Raw genomic sequence first — 17,307 nt, 5'->3', positions numbered from 1 at the left:
AAACAATGAAAATTGACGAATTTAGTGTTCAAAATGAAATATATTTGCATTAAATAGATAATACAAACGTAATACAAAAGTGTGCAAAAAGATTTCAATAAGTAATCGTATCGTGTGCAGGAAGTGATGTTTAAGTCCCAACTCCGTAAGAGGAGAAATCTCAGGCGCAAGTCAGGATCAGGATATCTGGAAAGCGGTGTCGGTTGGGGGAATTACTCGAAGCTGAAAGTCTGTGTTTCCGAACGGGTGGCACTTGTGAAGGCAAGGAAGAGAACTATTGCGGATGGCCCGCTGTAAATGAGCGGAGAAAAGAACCCGGTCATGAAAACTGCTGTTAAGAGCCCTGCAGTCATTGCGGATGAATGGCGGCGATAAAAAGCAGTGGCTGCGGTGGCGGCAATGACAATACCTCCAAGTCCCCATGCGGTGATCAGATGCAGCCAGAGCGGGGTTATATGGAAAAGGTATACGCCCTGGCCGGTCCATACATAGTGCTGTTCGTGCCAGATGTTCCATATGGATGCAGGAACGCTAAGCGGGACCGGTACCGAGAGGGGGAAGCCTGTCAGCAGCAGCATCGGGTTGCGTGCAAGCAGCTCAAGTACTGCAAACCATATCCAGTATTGTGGAAGGTCATTGCGGTTGAGCATGGTCATGTCCTGCGGAATCAGCGAAACGTAGCTGAAGAATAGCAGGACCAGAATCAGGATGAATTTCTTGATGAGTCCTTTGGGGCCGAACATGAGCAGAATCAATACCGCAGTCAGGCTGTTGTCCCGGCTGAGTGTACAGAATATGCCAATAAGTATGATCAGCCGTTGAATGCGGTTTTCATGCTTATGATGCAGGGTGGCACACAGTCCGGCTAGCAGTGAAGGTCCGGTCAGGGTATAGTGCCCCAGAATGTTGGGTTCGATTGCCAGATTATGCTCAAGGAATCCATACCAGAATTCTGCGTTGAGCAGGATAGCCAGCCAAAGAGCCCAGAATGAGATCTGTTTTGAAGTCGGGATACCAAACATGCTCGCCCACAGCAGTGTCACCATCAGATAGAGCAACGGTTTTGCTTCCATCAGAAAGGGGAGCAGGCTCATAAGGTGCGGCGTGAATCTGGCAAATGAATGAAAAGATATGCAGGTGATGAGTAAGGCGGGAATTCCGGCTTTGATCCAAAGGGGTATGTCCGGGCTTTTTTGGTCTCTGAAAGGTTCCGCAATAAATCCGAGTACGGCAAGGCCGGTCATGAGAACGTCTGCCGTGTTCGCAGGTGCGACAAGGCCGCTCAGGCTGTATGCAGCCAGAATCAGCGGCATGCCGAGCATGAACAGGGCCAGCGGAAATTCCGCTGCGGTTATGGCAGTGTTGTCCGATCTCATTGATGAGTCTGTTACATGTATCTGTAAAGGATTAGAAGAGTTGAGACCGAAAAAAATAAGCTGTCCCTGAATAATTCACGGGTCATCACCTTCCTGCAGTGTGTTTCAGGATCAGCCGGTTGATATAGTTCCTGGGGAATCCTCGCAGATCCGGAATCTGATTTCGCTCAACCATCAGCAGGTCCAGAAGGTGGACTGTCGGATGTCCGGAATTGAGCTGATTGACGCATCCGGCGCAGTAGCTGACCATGGGCCGTCCGGTTTCCCGGGCCTCGGCAATGCGTTTGTTTCTCCATTCCTGCGCATTGGCCGGTTTGTGGAAATTGACCGCCCCGCCCTCGCCGCAGCATATTGTTGTGCTGCCGCAGTGCTTCATCTCGGTGATGTCTGCGCCAGAGCGGGTGAGCAGTGTGCGAACTGCCCTGTGGATTGAGTGCTCGTCCCTGATGACGCAGGGGTCGTGCACTGTAATTTGCTGCAGGTATGACGGCCTGGTCGGTATCTGCTTTTCGAGGAGTTCCTCGAAAATGGAGGAGACTTCGAAGTCCGGTCCGTATTCCTTAAGGGTTACGTGACAATTGGGACAGGAAGTGACTATGCGTTTGATGCCTCTGCAACGCAGCTCTGCGGCAAGTCCGGAAAGCGCCGTTTCGTGACGCTCTTTAAGTCCGAGCATCTTGGAGGGCTTGGAACAGCAGTTGAAAATCAGTCCAAAACTGGCGTCATTTTGCCTGAGAGCGGCAAAGGCGTTTTTAACCGCCCTTGGGAAAAGGGCCGGAAGAGTGCAGCCGGGGAAAAAGGCGGTTGTGCATCCCTTGGGGATAATGCTGCCCCGGAACAGGAAGCTCCGCCCAGTTCTTTCGTAGCTCAGTAGCGGTGAGTATTGCTTGAGGTCGAAAAGGCCTCTTTCCTGAGCCAGAAAGCGCAATCCGCCGAACATGGCCGCCGGTTCGGCATCAACAGGGCAGACTGCGGAGCAGAGTCCGCACATGGAACACTCGTATGTTTTTACTGCATTGCGGTTGAGAGCCTCGTCGGAGGACAGCCCTTCCAGTGCAAATGCGGCAGGGGATCCCATGTCGCTTAGAAAAAGACATTCGGAATTGCATCTGCCGCAGTCTATGCATGTTTCGGCGGTGAACTTGAGAGAATCGAGAAGTTGTTTCATGTAGATTTTTGTTGCGCTGAGTGGGTTGTTCCGGTTGTCGTGCCGAACTATGATTGAGCGGCTATCGCGTTTTCCGCAGGGCGATTCGCCTTGTGCGGTTATACGAGGTGGCAGCCCCAGACTTTGACTCTCTTGTTGACAAACTCGGTGCATTTTCCTTTAACCCGCACCTTTTGTCCGGGCTTGAGGTTGCTCACTATGGTGGTCTGGTCGTCGGTGAAGTGGCAGATGACTTCTGCGGTGAAATTAGACATGCCCTTGAGTCCGATACGCAGGTTGCCGAAGTCCTTGGCAACCACTTCAACTATTTCGCCGGAAACCTCAATGACTTCATTGAGGTATTTCCCGCTGGCCATGGTGTTGTTTTCCATGAAGTCGATATAGAGCTTGTAGGAGCCCACATGCAGTTTGGACTGTCCGAGCTGTACTTCGTTGGCGATTCTGGTGTGCCACTGGGACAGGTTTTCCTTGCCGTTGGACTGTTTGGGCTGCTGAGCTGTCGGGCCCTGAACCGGAGGTTTCTGCAGGTCTATCTTGTTGCAGATTTCGCCGGAAGAATCATAAACATCGGCAACAACTTTTCCTTCGTCTGAAAGATAAATTCTTGTCCTTACTCTGCCCATGGGATCAACAAGCTGGAATTCCTCTGCTTTAACGATGTTCTTCATCCTTGGTCTCCTTCTGCATGGCTCTGGCGGAAAAGTTTCAATCTACTGATATTGGAAGGAGGCTATGAAAAAAGCAAGCAATATAGCAATGAAATTTCGAACTCTGCGGATAAGTGTTTGTGATTTTCAAAAAAGTTGATATGAGTCTTCACTTGACTTGGGTGGGTAAAAGCTTTAACAGACAACCCCTTTCTTTAAGCAATCCGTTTCGGACTGAAAAGGTGGAGCTTTGCGGTCCAGATTGCGATGAAAATGCTTAGCCGGCGGAGTAAGACAATTGTTCGACAGCCTATCAGATAGACTTTCCGAAGCCTTTAAAAATTTCAAGGGGCAGGGACGACTGGATGAGAAAAACATCCAGACGGGCCTGCGTGAAGTGCGTCTTGCCCTTCTCGAAGCGGACGTAAACTACAAGGTCGTCAAAGATTTTGTGGAGAAGGTCAAGGAACGCGCTCTCGGGCAGGAGGTCCAGAAATCCCTTTCTCCGGGCCAGCAGGTAATCAAGGTCGTCAATGACGAACTTGTGGAACTGCTGGGCGGCGAGCAGGAGGGATTGAACCTTACCAAGGGCAAGCTTTCCAAAATTATGATGGTCGGCCTTCAGGGGTCCGGTAAAACAACTTCTTCGGCGAAGATTGCCTTGTATCTGCGGCGCAAGAAGTTTAAGCCTTACCTCGTTCCTGCCGACGTCTACCGTCCTGCTGCAATCGACCAGCTTCATGTACTGGCCAAGCAGCTTGACATGCCTGCGTATCCTTCCACCACGGATATGAATCCGGTGGACATCTGCCGCGACGCAATGGTCAAGGCGGAAGAGCTGGGCTGTGATGTCCTGCTTTTCGATACCGCGGGACGTCTGCACATTGACGAACCCCTGATGGAGGAGCTTGCTTCCATCAAACGGGAATGTGCACCTGATGAAATTCTTTTCGTGGCTGACGCGATGACAGGGCAGGACGCTGTCAACGTGGCTTCCACTTTCGACGAAAAACTCGATGTTACCGGTGTAGTCCTTACCAAAATGGATGGTGATGCCCGAGGCGGTGCGGCGCTCTCCATCAAGTCAGTCACCGGTAAGTCCGTAAAATTCGTCGGCGTGGGTGAAAAGCTTTCCGAACTTGAACTTTTCTATCCTGACCGGGCCGCTTCGCGAATTCTCGGCATGGGGGACGTACTGTCCCTGATCGAGAAGGCCCAGGCCGTGATGGAAGAGGGAGAAGCTGAAAGGCTTACTGAAAAGTTCCGCAAGGCCGAGTTCGACCTTGAGGACTTCCGCACCCAGATGCGCAGAATGAAAAAGATCGGCTCCATGAGTTCCATCATGAAGATGATTCCCGGACTCGGCGGGCTGACCAAGCAGCTCGGTGATCTGGAAATCCCGGACAAGGAGCTGAAACGGATAGAAGCCATCATCTCGTCCATGACCATGGAAGAGCGCAGGAATCCCAAGCTTATCAACCCCAGCCGCAGGGCCAGGGTTGCCAAAGGTTCCGGCGTGGACGTCCAGGAAGTCAATCAGATGCTCAAGAATTTTGATCAGATGAGCAAGATGATGAAGAAAATGATGGGCGGAAAAGGTGGAATGGGCAAAATGCCCAAGATGCCGAATCTGCCCGGAATGCCCGGACTTGGCGGCGGGGCAGGTATGCCGGGAATGCCCGGCATGGAAGGCTTGGAAGGCCTTGAAGGAATGGAGGGTATGTCCTCGTCTTCAAGGGAGAAGAGCAAGAAAACCCTTCTGGCCCGCAAGAAGAAAAAGCTCAATAAGCAGACCCGTAAGAAAAAGAAGAAATAATTTTTACGGGCACTGCTTGCAATTTATTAACGAACCACTTAATTTAAGATTATATGGGGGAAAGTAACTATGGCTATTAAACTCAGATTGACCCGTAGGGGTTCCAAAAAACGCCCTTTTTACCGCATTGTAGCAGTTAACAGCGAAACCAGACGCGACGGTCGTCCTCTGGATTATGTAGGTTACTACAACCCCATGGTTGAGCCTGCAGAAGTTAAAATCGACAAGGAAAAAGTGGAGAAGTGGCTTGAAAGAGGCGCAGAGGCTTCCAGCACTGTAAAATCTCTTCTCAAAGCCAATTCCTAAGGTTCGTTCTTACCAAGGTTCGAATTCTTCTTCACTACTCACGGTACACATTCGAAATCAGAAGCGGAGGTTGTTGGCATGTTGAAGGATTTAGTTGAATACATCGCGAAATCGCTTGTTGACAATCCGGAAGAAGTCGTTGTCACCGAGATCGAGGGGGAACAGACCTCTGTAATCGAGCTCAAGGTTGCTAAAGAAGACCTCGGCAAGGTTATAGGCAAGCAGGGACGTACTGCCCGTGCAATGAGAACTCTGCTTGGGGCTGCATCTACCAAGGTAAGAAAACGTTCTGTTCTGGAAATTCTGGAATAGAATAAGAACCCGACCAAAAGCAGGCCGCTATGGAAATGCTCGTAGTTGCCGAAGTGGTCAAACCACATGGACTCAGGGGGGAGGTTTGCATTGAATCCCATGCGGACTCCCCTTTTCTTTTCGACGAGGTCCCCTGTCTCTATCTGGCCAAGAAAGGACAGAAACCCCGTCGTTTTGTTGTGCGGTCTTTCCGGACCCACAAGGGGCGCGTGCTCCTGACCTTCGAAGGCATTGACGGACGTGACCAGGCGGAAATTTTGCGTGGCATGGAAATCATGGTGCGTGAGGCCGATCTTCCCCAGGCGGATGATGACGAGGTCTACATGTACGAGCTTGAAGGCATGAGCGTCGAGCTTGAAGACGGGACTGTGGTTGGAACCATTTCGAACTTCATTCTTGCACCGGGTCAGGAGACCTGGGTAATAACCTCCACGGCAGGGAAGGAGATCCTTTTCCCCGCTGTTGAGGAATTTGTGCTGTCCGTTGATCTGGATACGGAGAAGGTGGTTATTGAGCCTCCCGAAGGGTTGCTCGACATCTACCTGAAGGAACCGAAGAAGTAGGTCAGAGTGGCATTCTTTTAAATTCAAGGCTTTAAAGTGAAATTTAATCTGGTCTCACTCTTTCCGGAATTTTTCGATTCCCCGCTGTCGCACGGGCTCATGGGCAAGGCTGTTGAGAAGGGTATTGTATCCTTCAGCAAGGTCGATCCCAGGGAGTTTACCGAGGACAGGCATAAAAGCGTCGATGATCGTCCCTACGGAGGCGGACCGGGCATGGTCATGTTCATTGACCCTATTGCCAGGGCCCTGGATTCCGTGGGAATAAAGCCCGCCAGAGAGGGAGGATGTCCCGCCGGGAAGCGTCTTATAATGCTTTCCCCCAAAGGACGCCCGCTGACCCAGAAAATGGCGGTTGAACTTTCCAAGGAAGAGGAGCTGACCCTCGTCTGCGGAAGGTACGAAGGTATTGACGCCCGTTTTGAAGATATTTTTCCCGTTGAGCTTGTTTCTGTCGGCGATTTCGTGCTCAACGGAGGTGAAGCCGGGGCCCTGTGCCTTATTGAAGCTGTAGCCCGTCTTCTGCCGGATTTTATGGGTCATTCCGAATCCGGAACCGAGGAAAGCTTTTCCTCAGGGCTTCTCGAGTATCCGCACTACACGCGTCCGCCCAGTTATGCAGGGCTGGATGTTCCGGAAGTGCTGTCTTCAGGGAACCATGCCCTGATCGAGGAGTGGAGACGCAAACAGTCTCTGGAAGTGACTCTTGAAGCACGACCTGAGATTCTGGCTGAAGCTGAAGGGTTAAAAAAAGATGACGTGCGTTATTTGCGCACAATCCCTCGGAAACGTTTGGGAAAAAATCTTTATATGGCTCTAGTGCACTACCCGGTGCTAAATAAATTTGGGGAAAAGGCCGCTGTTTCTTTGACAAACCTCGATATTCACGATATGTCCCGCGTTTCCCGCTCCTACTCAATCAGCGGATTTTTTGCGGTGACTCCCATCGAGGATCAGAAGAAACTGGCTTACAGAATTATTTCTCACTGGACCTCGGGGCCGGGCAGCAGGTTCAATCCTGACCGGGCTGCTGCATTTTCCAAGGTGAGTGTGAAAGATTCCCTGCTCGATGCGGTGGAGCATATTGAGTCGGGAACGGGTAAGAAGCCGATACTGGTGACCACCAGTGCACGGGGTGCAGGCAGCATGACCATGAACCATGTTCGTGGGTTGCTTGAGGATAACCCGGTTCTTCTGGTCTTCGGTACAGGACACGGGTTGGCCCCCGAAATTCTCGAAATGGCTGCGGGCAGTATAAGACCTATCCGCTTCATGGACGGATACAACCATCTATCAGTAAGAAGTGCGGTGGCGATCACGGTCGACAGGCTGTTGGGAGACGCCTGGTAGATCCGCCTTCGGGTGCCGCAAATGAATTTATATAAGGAGTAGCGACATGAACGTAATTTCCAAGATCGAACGCGAACAGATGCGTATTGATATGCCTGCCTTCAAGGCCGGCGACACTGTAAAGGTACACCTGCGTATTATCGAAGGTGAAAAAGAACGTATCCAGGTTTTCCAGGGTGCTGTTCTGCGTTTCCGTAAAGGTACCACCAACTCCACCTTCACCGTCCGCAAGATTTCTGACGGTATCGGCGTTGAGCGTGTTTTCCCCATCCATTCCCCCTACATCGAACGTGTAGAGGTTATTGCTGAAGGTAAAGTACGCCGCAGCCGCATCTACTACCTGCGCAACCTTAAAGGTAAGGCTGCACGCATCAAGTCCAAGCAGGCTTGGTAGGCCTCGAAGCATTAATGCTTCGCGGATTATCCCGCCGGACCTGCAGTCCGGTATGGGAACGCAAAATTGTGTTGAAAACCGTCTCTCCCGGGCTGCAAATGCCCGGGGTAGACGGTTTTTTACTTTTAAGCGCAGCGGAGACTCAGAGTGGACAGCAATATGCTCCCCGGTTTCGGCGGGGATGACCTCGTCACAGCGGGTATTGACGAAGCCGGGCGGGGATGTCTGGCAGGCCCGGTCGTGGCCGGGGCGGTAATCCTTCCGGAAAACTACGACCTTCCGGGTCTGACGGATTCCAAGAAGCTGGATGAAACCTCCCGTGACAGGCTGGCGGTGGAAATACGCAGGCAGGCTGTCTGCTGGGCTCTGGGCGTCAGCCGGGCACAGGTTGTGGACAGGATCAATATCCTGCAGGCGACTTTCAGGGCCATGGGGAACTCTGTACGGCAGCTCAGGGTAAAACCGCAACTGCTGCTCATAGACGGAAACAAGACCATTCCTGCCGATTATCTTGGTGGAACTGGTGGATTCCGGCAGGAGTGGGTGGTAAAGGGCGATCTTAAGATCCCGGCAATTTCAGCAGCCTCCATTCTGGCCAAGACTTTTCGGGACAGCCTGATGGTCAGGCTGGAGAAACGTTATCCTGGGTACGGATTTGCCGAACACAAGGGCTACGGAACCAAAGTTCATCTTGAGGCTCTCAAGGAGCTGGGGCCATGCTTCGTACACCGGAGGACCTTCCGGGGTGTGCTGCCTGAGAAGAAGCAGTGCAGGCAGGAGAGCATGTGTCTGCCCGGCATCTAGATTTCGGCCGTGCCGGTGAAGGGTATGCAGCCCGCTATCTGGAAAACCGGGGCTATGAAATCCGCCAGCGTAACTGGCGATTCAGACAGTTGGAACTCGATATTATCTGTGAAAGGGCCGGTGAGCTGGTTTTTGTTGAAGTAAAGACCAGAGCTGGCCGAGATATTATGCCCGGCGTGCAGGCCGTGACCCCGGCCAAGCAGATGAAACTGTACAAGGCGGCCTCACGTTATCTGACGGCGATGGATCTCTGGGAGAGGCCGTGCCGCTTTGATCTGGTGATTGTTAATAACGATGGAAACGGCTTTACTGCGGAACATATAGAAAATGCATTCGACCTCACCGACTTTATGGGTAGTGGCGACTCCTCTTGGCAACCTTGGTGACATTTCCGAGCGGGCACGGGAAGTGCTGGCTGCTGCGGATATAATTTTTGCCGAAGACACCCGCCGCTCCGGCAAGCTACTGCAATCGCTCGGTATCGGCGGAAAGAGTTTTGTCAGTCTGCACGAGCATAACGAAGATAAAAGAATCCGTATGGTTCTCGATCATTTCGGGCAGGGCGGCAATGCGGCTCTTGTTTCCGATGCCGGAACCCCGCTTATGAGTGATCCCGGGTACCGGGTAGTGCGGGCCTGCCGTGAGAACGGGATAAATGTAGTTCCGGTTCCCGGACCATGCGCGCCGGTCACGGCATTGTCCGGATGCGGGCTGCCGCCGTATCCGTTTACTTTTCTGGGTTTTCTTCCGCGCAAGGACGGCCAGATCCGCAAGATTTTAGAGGTACACGGGCAGACCGGTGCCACGATTGTTTTTTTCGAACGCAAATCACGGTTGCGCGAAACCATGCATCTGGCCTATGAAACTCTCGGAAACCGTGAGTATGCCATCTGCAGGGAATTGACCAAGGATTTCGAGGAATTCATTAACGGCACACTTTCCGGCTGGGAGGAGATCTCCGAGGAACTGCGTGGAGAAATTACCGTAGTGATCGGTCCTCCTGTTGATGACGGCCCGGCTTCCGAAGACGAGCTCATGCAGATGATCGACTCTGAAATGGAGTCGGGCGATAAGCCCAAGGTCATTGCCAGACGAATTTCCGAGCGGCTCGGGGGCTGGACAGCAAAAGCTGTCTATGAAAAGATAACTGAAAGAAAAAAAGGTAGTTAGCTGATCTGTAAGCCGGATGTGCTGCGAGAGAGTCAAGATGGAAGATCGAAAAACCGGGAAAAGGGCATTGGGTAAGGCCTTTGTCAGGAGTTTCCTGCGCTGTTACTTTGTCAGCGCGGGATTCAATTCCCGCGGCCTTCAGAATATCGGTTTTTCCTACGCCATGCAGCCCGGACTTGAGGCGATCTACAGTGACCCGTCAGAGCTGGCTACTGCCCGCAGAAGGTATGTGAAGCATTACAACTCACATCCTTTCTGGGCTCCGCTGCTGGTGGCCATTTTTCTGTCAGTTGAGGTTCAGATAAAGGACGGACGCTTCCCCGTGCAGTTGCTGGACAAGTTGAAGAACACGACCAGCTATACCCTTTCGGCCATCGGTGATTCGGTATTTTCAGGGAGCGGATTGATTTTCTGGGCGCTGGCAACGGTCAATATGCTGCTGGCAGGGCTGCGTACCCAGGCATTATTGTTTGGTGTAGGACTTTTTGCCGGATTGCAGGCCTTCAAGGTCTTCACTTTCTGGTCCGGCATCAACAAGGGGCTCGGTTTTCTGGATGAACTCAAGCGTTGGGACCTTATCAACTGGGGCGAAAAACTGAAGTTCGCCAATGCCTTTCTGGTCCTGCTCATCTGGTTCCAGCTCTGGCCACGACCCTTGAATACCTATGAGTGGTACGGCGGTGCGGCCGTGCTTGGGTTGCTCGGCTGGGTGATTACCACCGGGAAGATTGCCCGCGAAATAGTGGCGGTGACTGTCGTTGTACTGGGACTGCTGCTTGTTAAATTTGTTTAAGTTTTTCTTTTGAAGAAATAAGATATAAGGAATATGGTAAAATGACTGAGAACAGCGAGTTGCCGGAAATTCCACCAGAAGGTGGAGGAACCGTAGTCCGGAAGGTGGTAGTTGCAAACCAGCTTGGTCTGCACGCCCGCCCGGCCGCCCGGCTGGCCCAGGAAGCACAGAATTTCGGATCGGAAATTGCGATTGTCTGTGATGATCAGGAAATCGATGCCAAAAGCATTCTCGACATCCTGACATTGGCGGCGGCTCAGGGCAGCACCCTTGAACTGCGGGCCGACGGTGATGATGCGCAGGCTGCACTCGATTGCCTGGAAGAACTTTTCAAAACCAGATTCGGCGAGGAAAAATAAGTGGCCAGAACGGTCGTCAACGGAATTTCAGTTTCTACTGGTATAGCCATAGGCAAAGCCTATTTTCTGAACCGCAGCATGTCATCGCGTCTGCCACGGCAGACTGTGCCCTCCCACATGGTTGAGGGGGAAAAACAGCGGATCAAGAAAGGATTTTCCGAGGCTGTAGTAGAGCTTGAGGCCGTCCGTGCGAAGGTGCCTGAGGAACTGCGTGAGCATCAGTTGATCATCGATTCGCACCTGATGATGCTCAAGGACCCCAAGCTGCAGAAATCTTCGCTCAAGTATGTAGACGACCACTGCATCAACGCCGAATGGGCTCTTGAAAAAGCCGTTAATGATCTTGAGAAGGCTTTCGGAGCCCTTGAAGATAAATATATTCGTGAACGCATGCAGGATGTGCGGCAGGTTGCCCTGCGGGTTCAGGCCAAGCTGATCGGCGGAGAGGAAAGTTTGCGCCCTGTTCAGGGACGGGTCATACTCATGGCCCACGACCTGAGTCCGGCAGACACCATTGAGCTTGAAGTCAACAAACTCATGGCCTTTGTCACCACCCTCGGCGGCAAGACCTCACATACCGGGATTCTGGCCCGCACCTTGAACATCCCCGCACTGGTCGGGGCCGAGACGCTTGAGAATTCGGTTGTGGACGGTGATCTGGTCATCATTGACGGCCTTTCCGGCAAGGTGCTGGTAGACCCGTCTGACGACGAGCTGGAGCATTACTACACCCTGCAGAACCAGTTTGAGGACTACCAGCGGACTACAATCAGGACCTGCAACCTGCCTGCGGAAACCGAAGACGGCTATCGCGTTCAGGTTTATGCCAATATTGAGCTTTTCGAAGAAGTTGCGGCTGTAATTGATAACGGGGGTGAAGGGATCGGGTTGTTCAGGACCGAGTATGCCTACTTGAACCGCATGGACCTGCCCACTGAAGAAGAGCTTGCAGAAAAATATTCCGAACTTGCCGCCATCATGGCCCCGCGCAAGGTTACACTGCGCACCCTTGACCTCGGCTCCGACAAGTTCATGACCCATTTCGGACCGCTTGACGAGGCCAACCCGGCCATGGGCCTTCGGGCCATGCGTTTCTGTCTCAAGCATCAGGATCTCTTCAAGACCCAGTTGCGTGCAATCCTGCGGGCCAGCGTACACGGAAACGTGTCGATCATGTTCCCCATGATCTGCGGCCTCAAAGAGGTGCTGCAGGCCAAGTCTGCACTTGCCAGGGCACAGCAGGAGTTGCGCGACGAGGGTGTTCCCTTTGACGAGCAGATGCCTGTAGGGGTCATGATTGAGCTCCCGGCAGCGGTCATGATTGCCGAAATTCTGGCGCAGGAAGTGGATTTTTTCAGTATCGGAACCAACGACCTCATTCAGTACAGCCTCGGAATCGACCGGACAAATCCGCACGTATCCTACCTGTACCAGCCGCTGCACCCCGCTGTGGTCCGTTCCATCAAATATGTGGTTGATGCCGGTCACCGTGCCGGTATCGGGGTCAGTCTCTGCGGAGAGGTCGCATCCGACCCGTATTGTCTGCCCATTCTCATGGGGATGCAGATCGACAGTCTGAGTCTGACTCCCCAGGCCATTCCTGGAATCAAGAGACTGCTCCGTCAGCTCAAGATGCCTGAGTGCAAGCAGTTGCTCAAAGAAGTGCTCGGCTGCCGTACGGTAAGCAGGATCAACCGTCTTGTTACTGATAACATTTACAAAAAGTATCCTGAAGAGCTAATGTTTTTTGCTTCTCTTCTGGATAATGAAGATATTGCAGGTTAATTTAATATCATGGCCAAGAAAAAGAAGATTAAAAGCCCGTCCTCCATTGCACTTAATAAACAGGCCCGCCGTAACTATGAATTCATTGATACCCTTGAGGCAGGGCTGGTCCTTGTAGGTACGGAAGTGAAGTCCCTGCGTAAGGCGCAGGTGAGCTTCAACGACGGCTACATCAATTTCAAGGATAATGAGGCGTGGCTGGTGGGAATCCATATCGCCCCGTACGACCATGCCGGATACACCCAGCACGAACCGGACCGTCCCCGCAAGCTGCTGCTTCACGCTGCAGAAATCGAGCGGTTGAAGGCCAAGACGGAACAGAAAGGTCTGACCGTAATTCCAGTTCGTCTCTATTTTTCAAAGGGAAAGATAAAGCTTGAGATAGCCCTTGCCAGAGGACGCAATGTGCATAACCGCAAGGACGAGCTTAAAAACAGGGATATAGCAAGAGATACGGCCCGCCAGATGGTTGATTATTAACCGTCGGGCGAGCCGTAAAAGTTCTCATCCACCCCTTGCCGGTGGGTGGAGAAAGCATGATTAGGGTGTAGTAACCTTCGTCCGTCAAGGATCGGACTCAGACGGTTTTTGCTGCCGTCTGTTTGTTTTCTTACTGGAGACCGGAAACAAGCATGGTGAAAACCAGTGCTGCACCGACCCAGAAAAATGTTTTAACCATTCCGGTTACGGGGTCGGTTTTTTCGCGGCCCAGAACACTGTCTTCAGGGGTGAAGATTTCTGTCACAAATGCGCTGATGCTGCTCATGGCGGTTCTCCTTGTTGCGTGATCGGGTGAGCTTGTCACCTTGTCGTTGACTATTATGTGCATGTTTTTTGTCCCACAATCCAATGGGAATAATCGAAGACCCCCTTTAAGAATTTCAATACCCTGACATTAAGGTTGTAGGTAGTCTTCAATAGGCTGAAAATTATGGAATTGTATCAGATAAAGACATTCGTGGCGGTTGCCGAGGAAGGAAACATGACCCGCGCGGCCAAGCGGCTTCATGCCAGCCAGTCCACCATCAGCCTGCATATCAAGTCCCTTGAAGAGGAGTTTGATGTGCGCCTTTTCCTGCGTACCCCTAAGGGAATGCAGACTACCTCCGAGGGGGAAGCCCTGCTCAATAAAGCAAGAGCCATCCTCGAAAGCGTGGAGGCCTTTGAAGCCGAGGCCAGTTCATTCAAAGGAGAACTGTCCGGTGTGGCGCGTGTCGGTCTGCAGACTTCTCCGGTCTACCTGCGTACCCCGCAGCTCATTTCGTGCATAAAAAACCGTTTCCCCGGTTTGACCCTGCATCTGGTCCAGATGCCTACCTGGACCATCCGTGCCGACATTTCCACCCGCAAGCTGGATGGCGGATTCTTTTATTCCAACTGTCCGCCGGAGGATGTGGATGCTATTCTGCTTGAAAATACTGTCCTTTATGTGGTCGGTCCGGCCTCATGGCGGGAGCGTATGGAAAATGCCAGCTGGGAGGATCTCTCAAAGCTGGACTGGATCTGGACTCCCGAAGAGTGTTCCTTCAATGTTAAGCTCGAAGAAACTTTTTCGTCGCGTGGTTTGGATGTCTCGAAATCCACCATTGCCGACAGCGAGGACACCCACAATGCTCTGGTCAAGGCCGGCAACGGAATTACGGTCATGCGGGGAGATGAAGCTGCTGAAGGCGTGGACAAAGGCGTTTTTTACATATGGCCCGGCGGGCACATCGAGATAGGCATGTATTTCGGCTATCCGCGCAGGAAGGAAGCTGATCCCGTTGTCCGGGCGCTTCTCGAATGTGTTGAAAAAGTCTGGGACAAGGCGTAACTACTGATGCCCGGTTAATCTCTTTTCCTGAGCAAGGTCGGCTCAATGGTACGGCCAATATGCTGAAAAGCACAATTCAAGGCATCTAGGCTCTTCTTATGAAAGCATATCCTGAAAGATTCTCCCTCTCCCAAAAGAAATTCCTGAAAAATCTGTTCCCAGGTTCCGAGTCCAGCTTTGACGAAGGTACACTGCTGTCCTGCGGCGTTGACGCCAGCCGTAAGCACGAAAAACCCCTTGCCCTCGTGCGGCCTCGGAATACGGTACAGGTCGCGGAACTTCTCAAATGGGCTCAGCTGGAGCGGGTTCCGGTTTATCCGCGTGCCCGAGCGACCAACAAGGTCGGCGGATGTGTTCCGGTGCGGCATGGAGTGGTTGTCTCCATGCTGGATATGAACGGCATTATTGATGTCGACGCACGGGATTTTGTCGCGGTTGTCGAGCCGGGCGTCATCACTGCCGACCTCCAGAAGGCTGTGGAGGCGCGTGGGTTGTTTTATCCTCCGGACCCGGCAAGCCTGAAGATTTCCACCATCGGGGGCAATATCTCCACCTGTGCCGGGGGCATGCGCGCGGTCAAGTACGGGGTTACCCGTGACTATGTGCTGGGCCTTGAGGCTGTGCTGCCCGGAGGAGAGATCATCCATACCGGCGGGCGTACCCACAAGAATGTGGTCGGTCTCGACCTTACCCGTTTGCTGGTCGGCTCGGCAGGTACTCTGGGCATGATAACCCGGGCCACCCTGAAACTTCTGCCCCTGCCGGAAACATCCGCTTCCGTGCTGGTCGGGTTCAGGGATCTGACCGGCTGCCTGAAAGGAGCTGAGGCCGTGTTCGGTTGCGGTATTCTGCCCACGGCCATGGAGCTGATGGACCACAATACGATCAAGGCCCTTGAAATGCATTCTGATGTTCCCTGGAGCACCGGAACTGGCGGGCTGCTGCTTCTTAAAATTGACGGTTCCGGAGAATCTGTTTCGACCGACCTTAAGCGCATAGGGCGTGCCCTTGCTGCGGTTGAGACCACCTTCATGGAGAGCGGTTCCGGGGATGATCAGGAAAGGCTTTGGGAATTGCGCCGGGTGATCAGCCCTGCCGCATTCAATCTTGCCCCGGATAAGCAGGGCGAAGATGTGGCCGTGCCGCGCGGCAGAGTTGCCGAAGCAATTGCGACCTATCACAGAATCGGGACCGAACTTGGGGTGATCGTAGTCTGTTTCGGCCATCTCGGGGATGGCAATATTCATGTCAGCGTCATGTATGATAAGTCCCTGCCCGGTCAGGGCGAGAACGCACTGCTGGTCAAGAAACGAATTTTTCAATGCACTCTCGATCTGGGCGGTACTCTTTCAGGTGAACATGGAATCGGCCTGACCAAGGCAAAGTATATCCGCATGCAGCTGGGTGAGGCCGAACTCCGGTTGATGGAAGGCATCAAGCGGACTTTTGATCCCCTGAACATTATGAACCCCGGGAAGGTGGTCTGATGGCAGCGCCCAAAGCATGTGTGCAGTGCGGTAAGTGTCTTGAAGTCTGTCCGCTGTTCAAGGCCACAGGCCGGGAAGAGCTGACCCCGCGGGCCAAGTTTTTTCTGCAGACCCTTGATCCGTCGCAGGGGTTGAGCGAGAAGGACTTCAATTCTCTGGCCTCGCTGTGCCTCTCCTGTGGCCGGTGTGCGAAAAACTGCCCCCAGAATATGTCCGGCCCTGATCTGGTTTCTGATCTGCGGGCAAAGTCCAAAGGCTTTGTACAGGTCTGCTGGGATCTCTGGCTGGCTAAACCGGGGGTTCTCTGGCCCATGGCTGCGGCATTGTCCCGGTTTTCCCCTGAAGCGTTGCCCGAACCCTTCGGTTCCGCCAGAAAGCGCATGGAGGCCCTTTTTGCCCGTAATTGCGAGCCCTGGGCAAAACTGGTGCCCCAGATTCATTTGGAAGTGCGCAAGGCCGTGCTGTTCAAAGGATGCACAGGCCGTTATGCCCGCAAAGAGTGGGGGGACAAGGCCTCGAAGATGCTGGACGGCATGGGGATTGTCCGGGCCGGTGAACCGGATTTTTCCTGCTGCGGTTCTTCTTATGGCAGTGCCGGGCTTATGGATCGGCAGCAATATGTTCGCAGGCGCAATATCAGACTTTGGCAGGAGGCCGGGGAACCGCTCCTGATCACATTCTGTGCAACCTGTCTGAAGGGGCTGTCCGAGTACTGTGTGGATGATTTTTCCGGAGATGAGGAGCTCCATGCCTGCTGGCAGGCAGGGCTGACCCCGTTGTCATTCCTGCTGGAAGGGGCGGAAGTGCATCTGCTTGACAATTCGCCGAATCAGGTGGTCTACCATAAGCCCTGCCACGCTCGTAAACCCGACCCGGACCTTGCCTTGGTGCGGATGATCGCCGGGGATAGGCTGGCCCCGCTGCAGGAAGACCTGTGCTGCGGATTCGGCGGAGTGATGCAGCTCGGTGCGCCGGAGCTGTCACGGCAGGTCGGGGAGCATTGCATGGGCAGGCTTACGGATGGTCTTGAGCCGGGAGCGCACATCCTGACCGGGTGTTCGGCCTGTGTCATACAGCTTGCCTCCCTTGTAAAAGATGAATATTTTGCCTCGCACTGGCTTGATATTTTGAAATAAGGACTTATTAAATAGCAGCAGACTTTTTAAA

Annotated in this window: 20 protein-coding genes; 16 read left to right on the top strand and 4 right to left on the bottom strand. The window is 53.0% G+C overall.

The annotated features are described in order from the left end of the window. Positions 1 to 212 precede the first annotated feature (212 nt). From N7E73_RS07490 to N7E73_RS07480, 3 genes are all read right to left on the bottom strand, one after another. On the bottom strand, positions 213 to 1,376 hold the full coding sequence (locus N7E73_RS07490) for a hypothetical protein (RefSeq protein WP_432738431.1): 1,164 nt from the start codon (positions 1,374 to 1,376) through the stop codon (positions 213 to 215). Positions 1,377 to 1,461: 85 nt separating this feature from the next. Next, positions 1,462 to 2,544, bottom strand: a complete 1,083-nt coding sequence (locus N7E73_RS07485; RefSeq protein ID WP_432738430.1) for a (Fe-S)-binding protein — start codon at positions 2,542 to 2,544, stop codon at positions 1,462 to 1,464. A gap of 98 nt (positions 2,545 to 2,642) precedes the next feature. Continuing rightward, positions 2,643 to 3,212, bottom strand: coding sequence for an OB-fold protein (locus tag N7E73_RS07480; protein ID WP_432738429.1), 570 nt, complete (start codon positions 3,210 to 3,212; stop codon positions 2,643 to 2,645). Positions 3,213 to 3,489: 277 nt separating this feature from the next. Here N7E73_RS07480 and ffh point away from each other — a divergent pair, with 277 nt between their 5' ends. The 13 genes from ffh (at position 3,490) to smpB (ending at position 13,320) form a co-directional block, all read left to right on the top strand. Then, positions 3,490 to 5,007 carry a signal recognition particle protein gene (ffh, locus tag N7E73_RS07475; protein ID WP_432738428.1) on the top strand — a complete coding sequence of 506 codons (1,518 nt, stop codon included), beginning with the start codon at positions 3,490 to 3,492 and terminating at the stop codon, positions 5,005 to 5,007. Positions 5,008 to 5,076: 69 nt separating this feature from the next. Continuing rightward, positions 5,077 to 5,313, top strand: coding sequence for a 30S ribosomal protein S16 (gene rpsP / locus N7E73_RS07470; protein WP_432738427.1), 237 nt, complete (start codon positions 5,077 to 5,079; stop codon positions 5,311 to 5,313). Between the two features lie 78 nt (positions 5,314 to 5,391). Continuing rightward, positions 5,392 to 5,625, top strand: coding sequence for a KH domain-containing protein (locus N7E73_RS07465; protein ID WP_319777408.1), 234 nt, complete (start codon positions 5,392 to 5,394; stop codon positions 5,623 to 5,625). A gap of 29 nt (positions 5,626 to 5,654) precedes the next feature. Continuing rightward, a complete protein-coding gene (gene rimM / locus N7E73_RS07460; protein ID WP_432738426.1) occupies positions 5,655 to 6,188 on the top strand; it encodes a ribosome maturation factor RimM in 534 nt (177 codons plus the stop codon). Positions 6,189 to 6,224: 36 nt separating this feature from the next. Beyond that, the gene (gene trmD, locus N7E73_RS07455) at positions 6,225 to 7,535 is read left to right on the top strand and encodes a tRNA (guanosine(37)-N1)-methyltransferase TrmD (RefSeq protein WP_432738425.1); all 1,311 of its coding nucleotides are present in this window, start codon (positions 6,225 to 6,227) and stop codon (positions 7,533 to 7,535) included. Positions 7,536 to 7,581: 46 nt separating this feature from the next. Further along, a complete protein-coding gene (gene rplS / locus N7E73_RS07450; RefSeq protein ID WP_432738424.1) occupies positions 7,582 to 7,929 on the top strand; it encodes a 50S ribosomal protein L19 in 348 nt (115 codons plus the stop codon). Positions 7,930 to 8,076: 147 nt separating this feature from the next. Next, on the top strand, positions 8,077 to 8,733 hold the full coding sequence (locus N7E73_RS07445; protein WP_432738423.1) for a ribonuclease HII: 657 nt from the start codon (positions 8,077 to 8,079) through the stop codon (positions 8,731 to 8,733). Continuing rightward, positions 8,715 to 9,119 carry a YraN family protein gene (locus tag N7E73_RS07440; protein WP_432738422.1) on the top strand — a complete coding sequence of 135 codons (405 nt, stop codon included), beginning with the start codon at positions 8,715 to 8,717 and terminating at the stop codon, positions 9,117 to 9,119. Before N7E73_RS07445 ends, N7E73_RS07440 begins: the two co-directional genes overlap by 19 nt. After that, entirely contained in the window at positions 9,061 to 9,903 is an 843-nt protein-coding gene (gene rsmI, locus N7E73_RS07435) for a 16S rRNA (cytidine(1402)-2'-O)-methyltransferase (RefSeq protein WP_432738421.1), read from the top strand. The genes N7E73_RS07440 and rsmI overlap by 59 nt, the downstream gene beginning before the upstream one ends. Before the next feature lie 37 nt (positions 9,904 to 9,940). Continuing rightward, positions 9,941 to 10,696 (top strand): PTS system mannose/fructose/sorbose family transporter subunit IID, encoded by a 756-nt coding sequence (locus N7E73_RS07430; protein ID WP_432738420.1) that lies wholly within the window; start codon positions 9,941 to 9,943, stop codon positions 10,694 to 10,696. 41 nt (positions 10,697 to 10,737) lie between these two features. Next, complete coding sequence (locus tag N7E73_RS07425) at positions 10,738 to 11,055, top strand: HPr family phosphocarrier protein (RefSeq protein WP_432738419.1); 318 nt, start codon at positions 10,738 to 10,740, stop codon at positions 11,053 to 11,055. Further along, positions 11,056 to 12,840, top strand: a complete 1,785-nt coding sequence (gene ptsP, locus N7E73_RS07420) for a phosphoenolpyruvate--protein phosphotransferase (RefSeq protein ID WP_432738418.1) — start codon at positions 11,056 to 11,058, stop codon at positions 12,838 to 12,840. 9 nt (positions 12,841 to 12,849) lie between these two features. Next, positions 12,850 to 13,320, top strand: a complete 471-nt coding sequence (gene smpB / locus N7E73_RS07415) for an SsrA-binding protein SmpB (RefSeq protein WP_432738417.1) — start codon at positions 12,850 to 12,852, stop codon at positions 13,318 to 13,320. Between the two features lie 130 nt (positions 13,321 to 13,450). Here the strand turns inward: smpB and N7E73_RS07410 are convergent, their stop codons facing one another. Continuing rightward, a complete protein-coding gene (locus N7E73_RS07410; RefSeq protein ID WP_432738416.1) occupies positions 13,451 to 13,606 on the bottom strand; it encodes a hypothetical protein in 156 nt (51 codons plus the stop codon). A 165-nt stretch (positions 13,607 to 13,771) separates the two neighbouring features. Between N7E73_RS07410 and N7E73_RS07405 the strand changes: the two genes are divergently transcribed. The 3 genes from N7E73_RS07405 (at position 13,772) to N7E73_RS07395 (ending at position 17,276) form a co-directional block, all read left to right on the top strand. Further along, entirely contained in the window at positions 13,772 to 14,653 is an 882-nt protein-coding gene (locus N7E73_RS07405) for a LysR family transcriptional regulator (RefSeq protein WP_432738414.1), read from the top strand. A 98-nt stretch (positions 14,654 to 14,751) separates the two neighbouring features. Then, positions 14,752 to 16,140 carry an FAD-binding oxidoreductase gene (locus tag N7E73_RS07400; protein WP_432738413.1) on the top strand — a complete coding sequence of 463 codons (1,389 nt, stop codon included), beginning with the start codon at positions 14,752 to 14,754 and terminating at the stop codon, positions 16,138 to 16,140. Next, positions 16,140 to 17,276 carry a (Fe-S)-binding protein gene (locus N7E73_RS07395; RefSeq protein WP_432738412.1) on the top strand — a complete coding sequence of 379 codons (1,137 nt, stop codon included), beginning with the start codon at positions 16,140 to 16,142 and terminating at the stop codon, positions 17,274 to 17,276. Before N7E73_RS07400 ends, N7E73_RS07395 begins: the two co-directional genes overlap by 1 nt. Positions 17,277 to 17,307: the final 31 nt, after the last annotated feature.

The organism is Maridesulfovibrio sp. FT414, from assembly GCF_050916235.1.
In the GTDB taxonomy this organism is placed as follows: domain Bacteria; phylum Desulfobacterota; class Desulfovibrionia; order Desulfovibrionales; family Desulfovibrionaceae; genus Maridesulfovibrio.
Note: the sequence above shows the minus strand (reverse complement) of the source record. Positions and strands in the feature narration are given on the sequence as shown.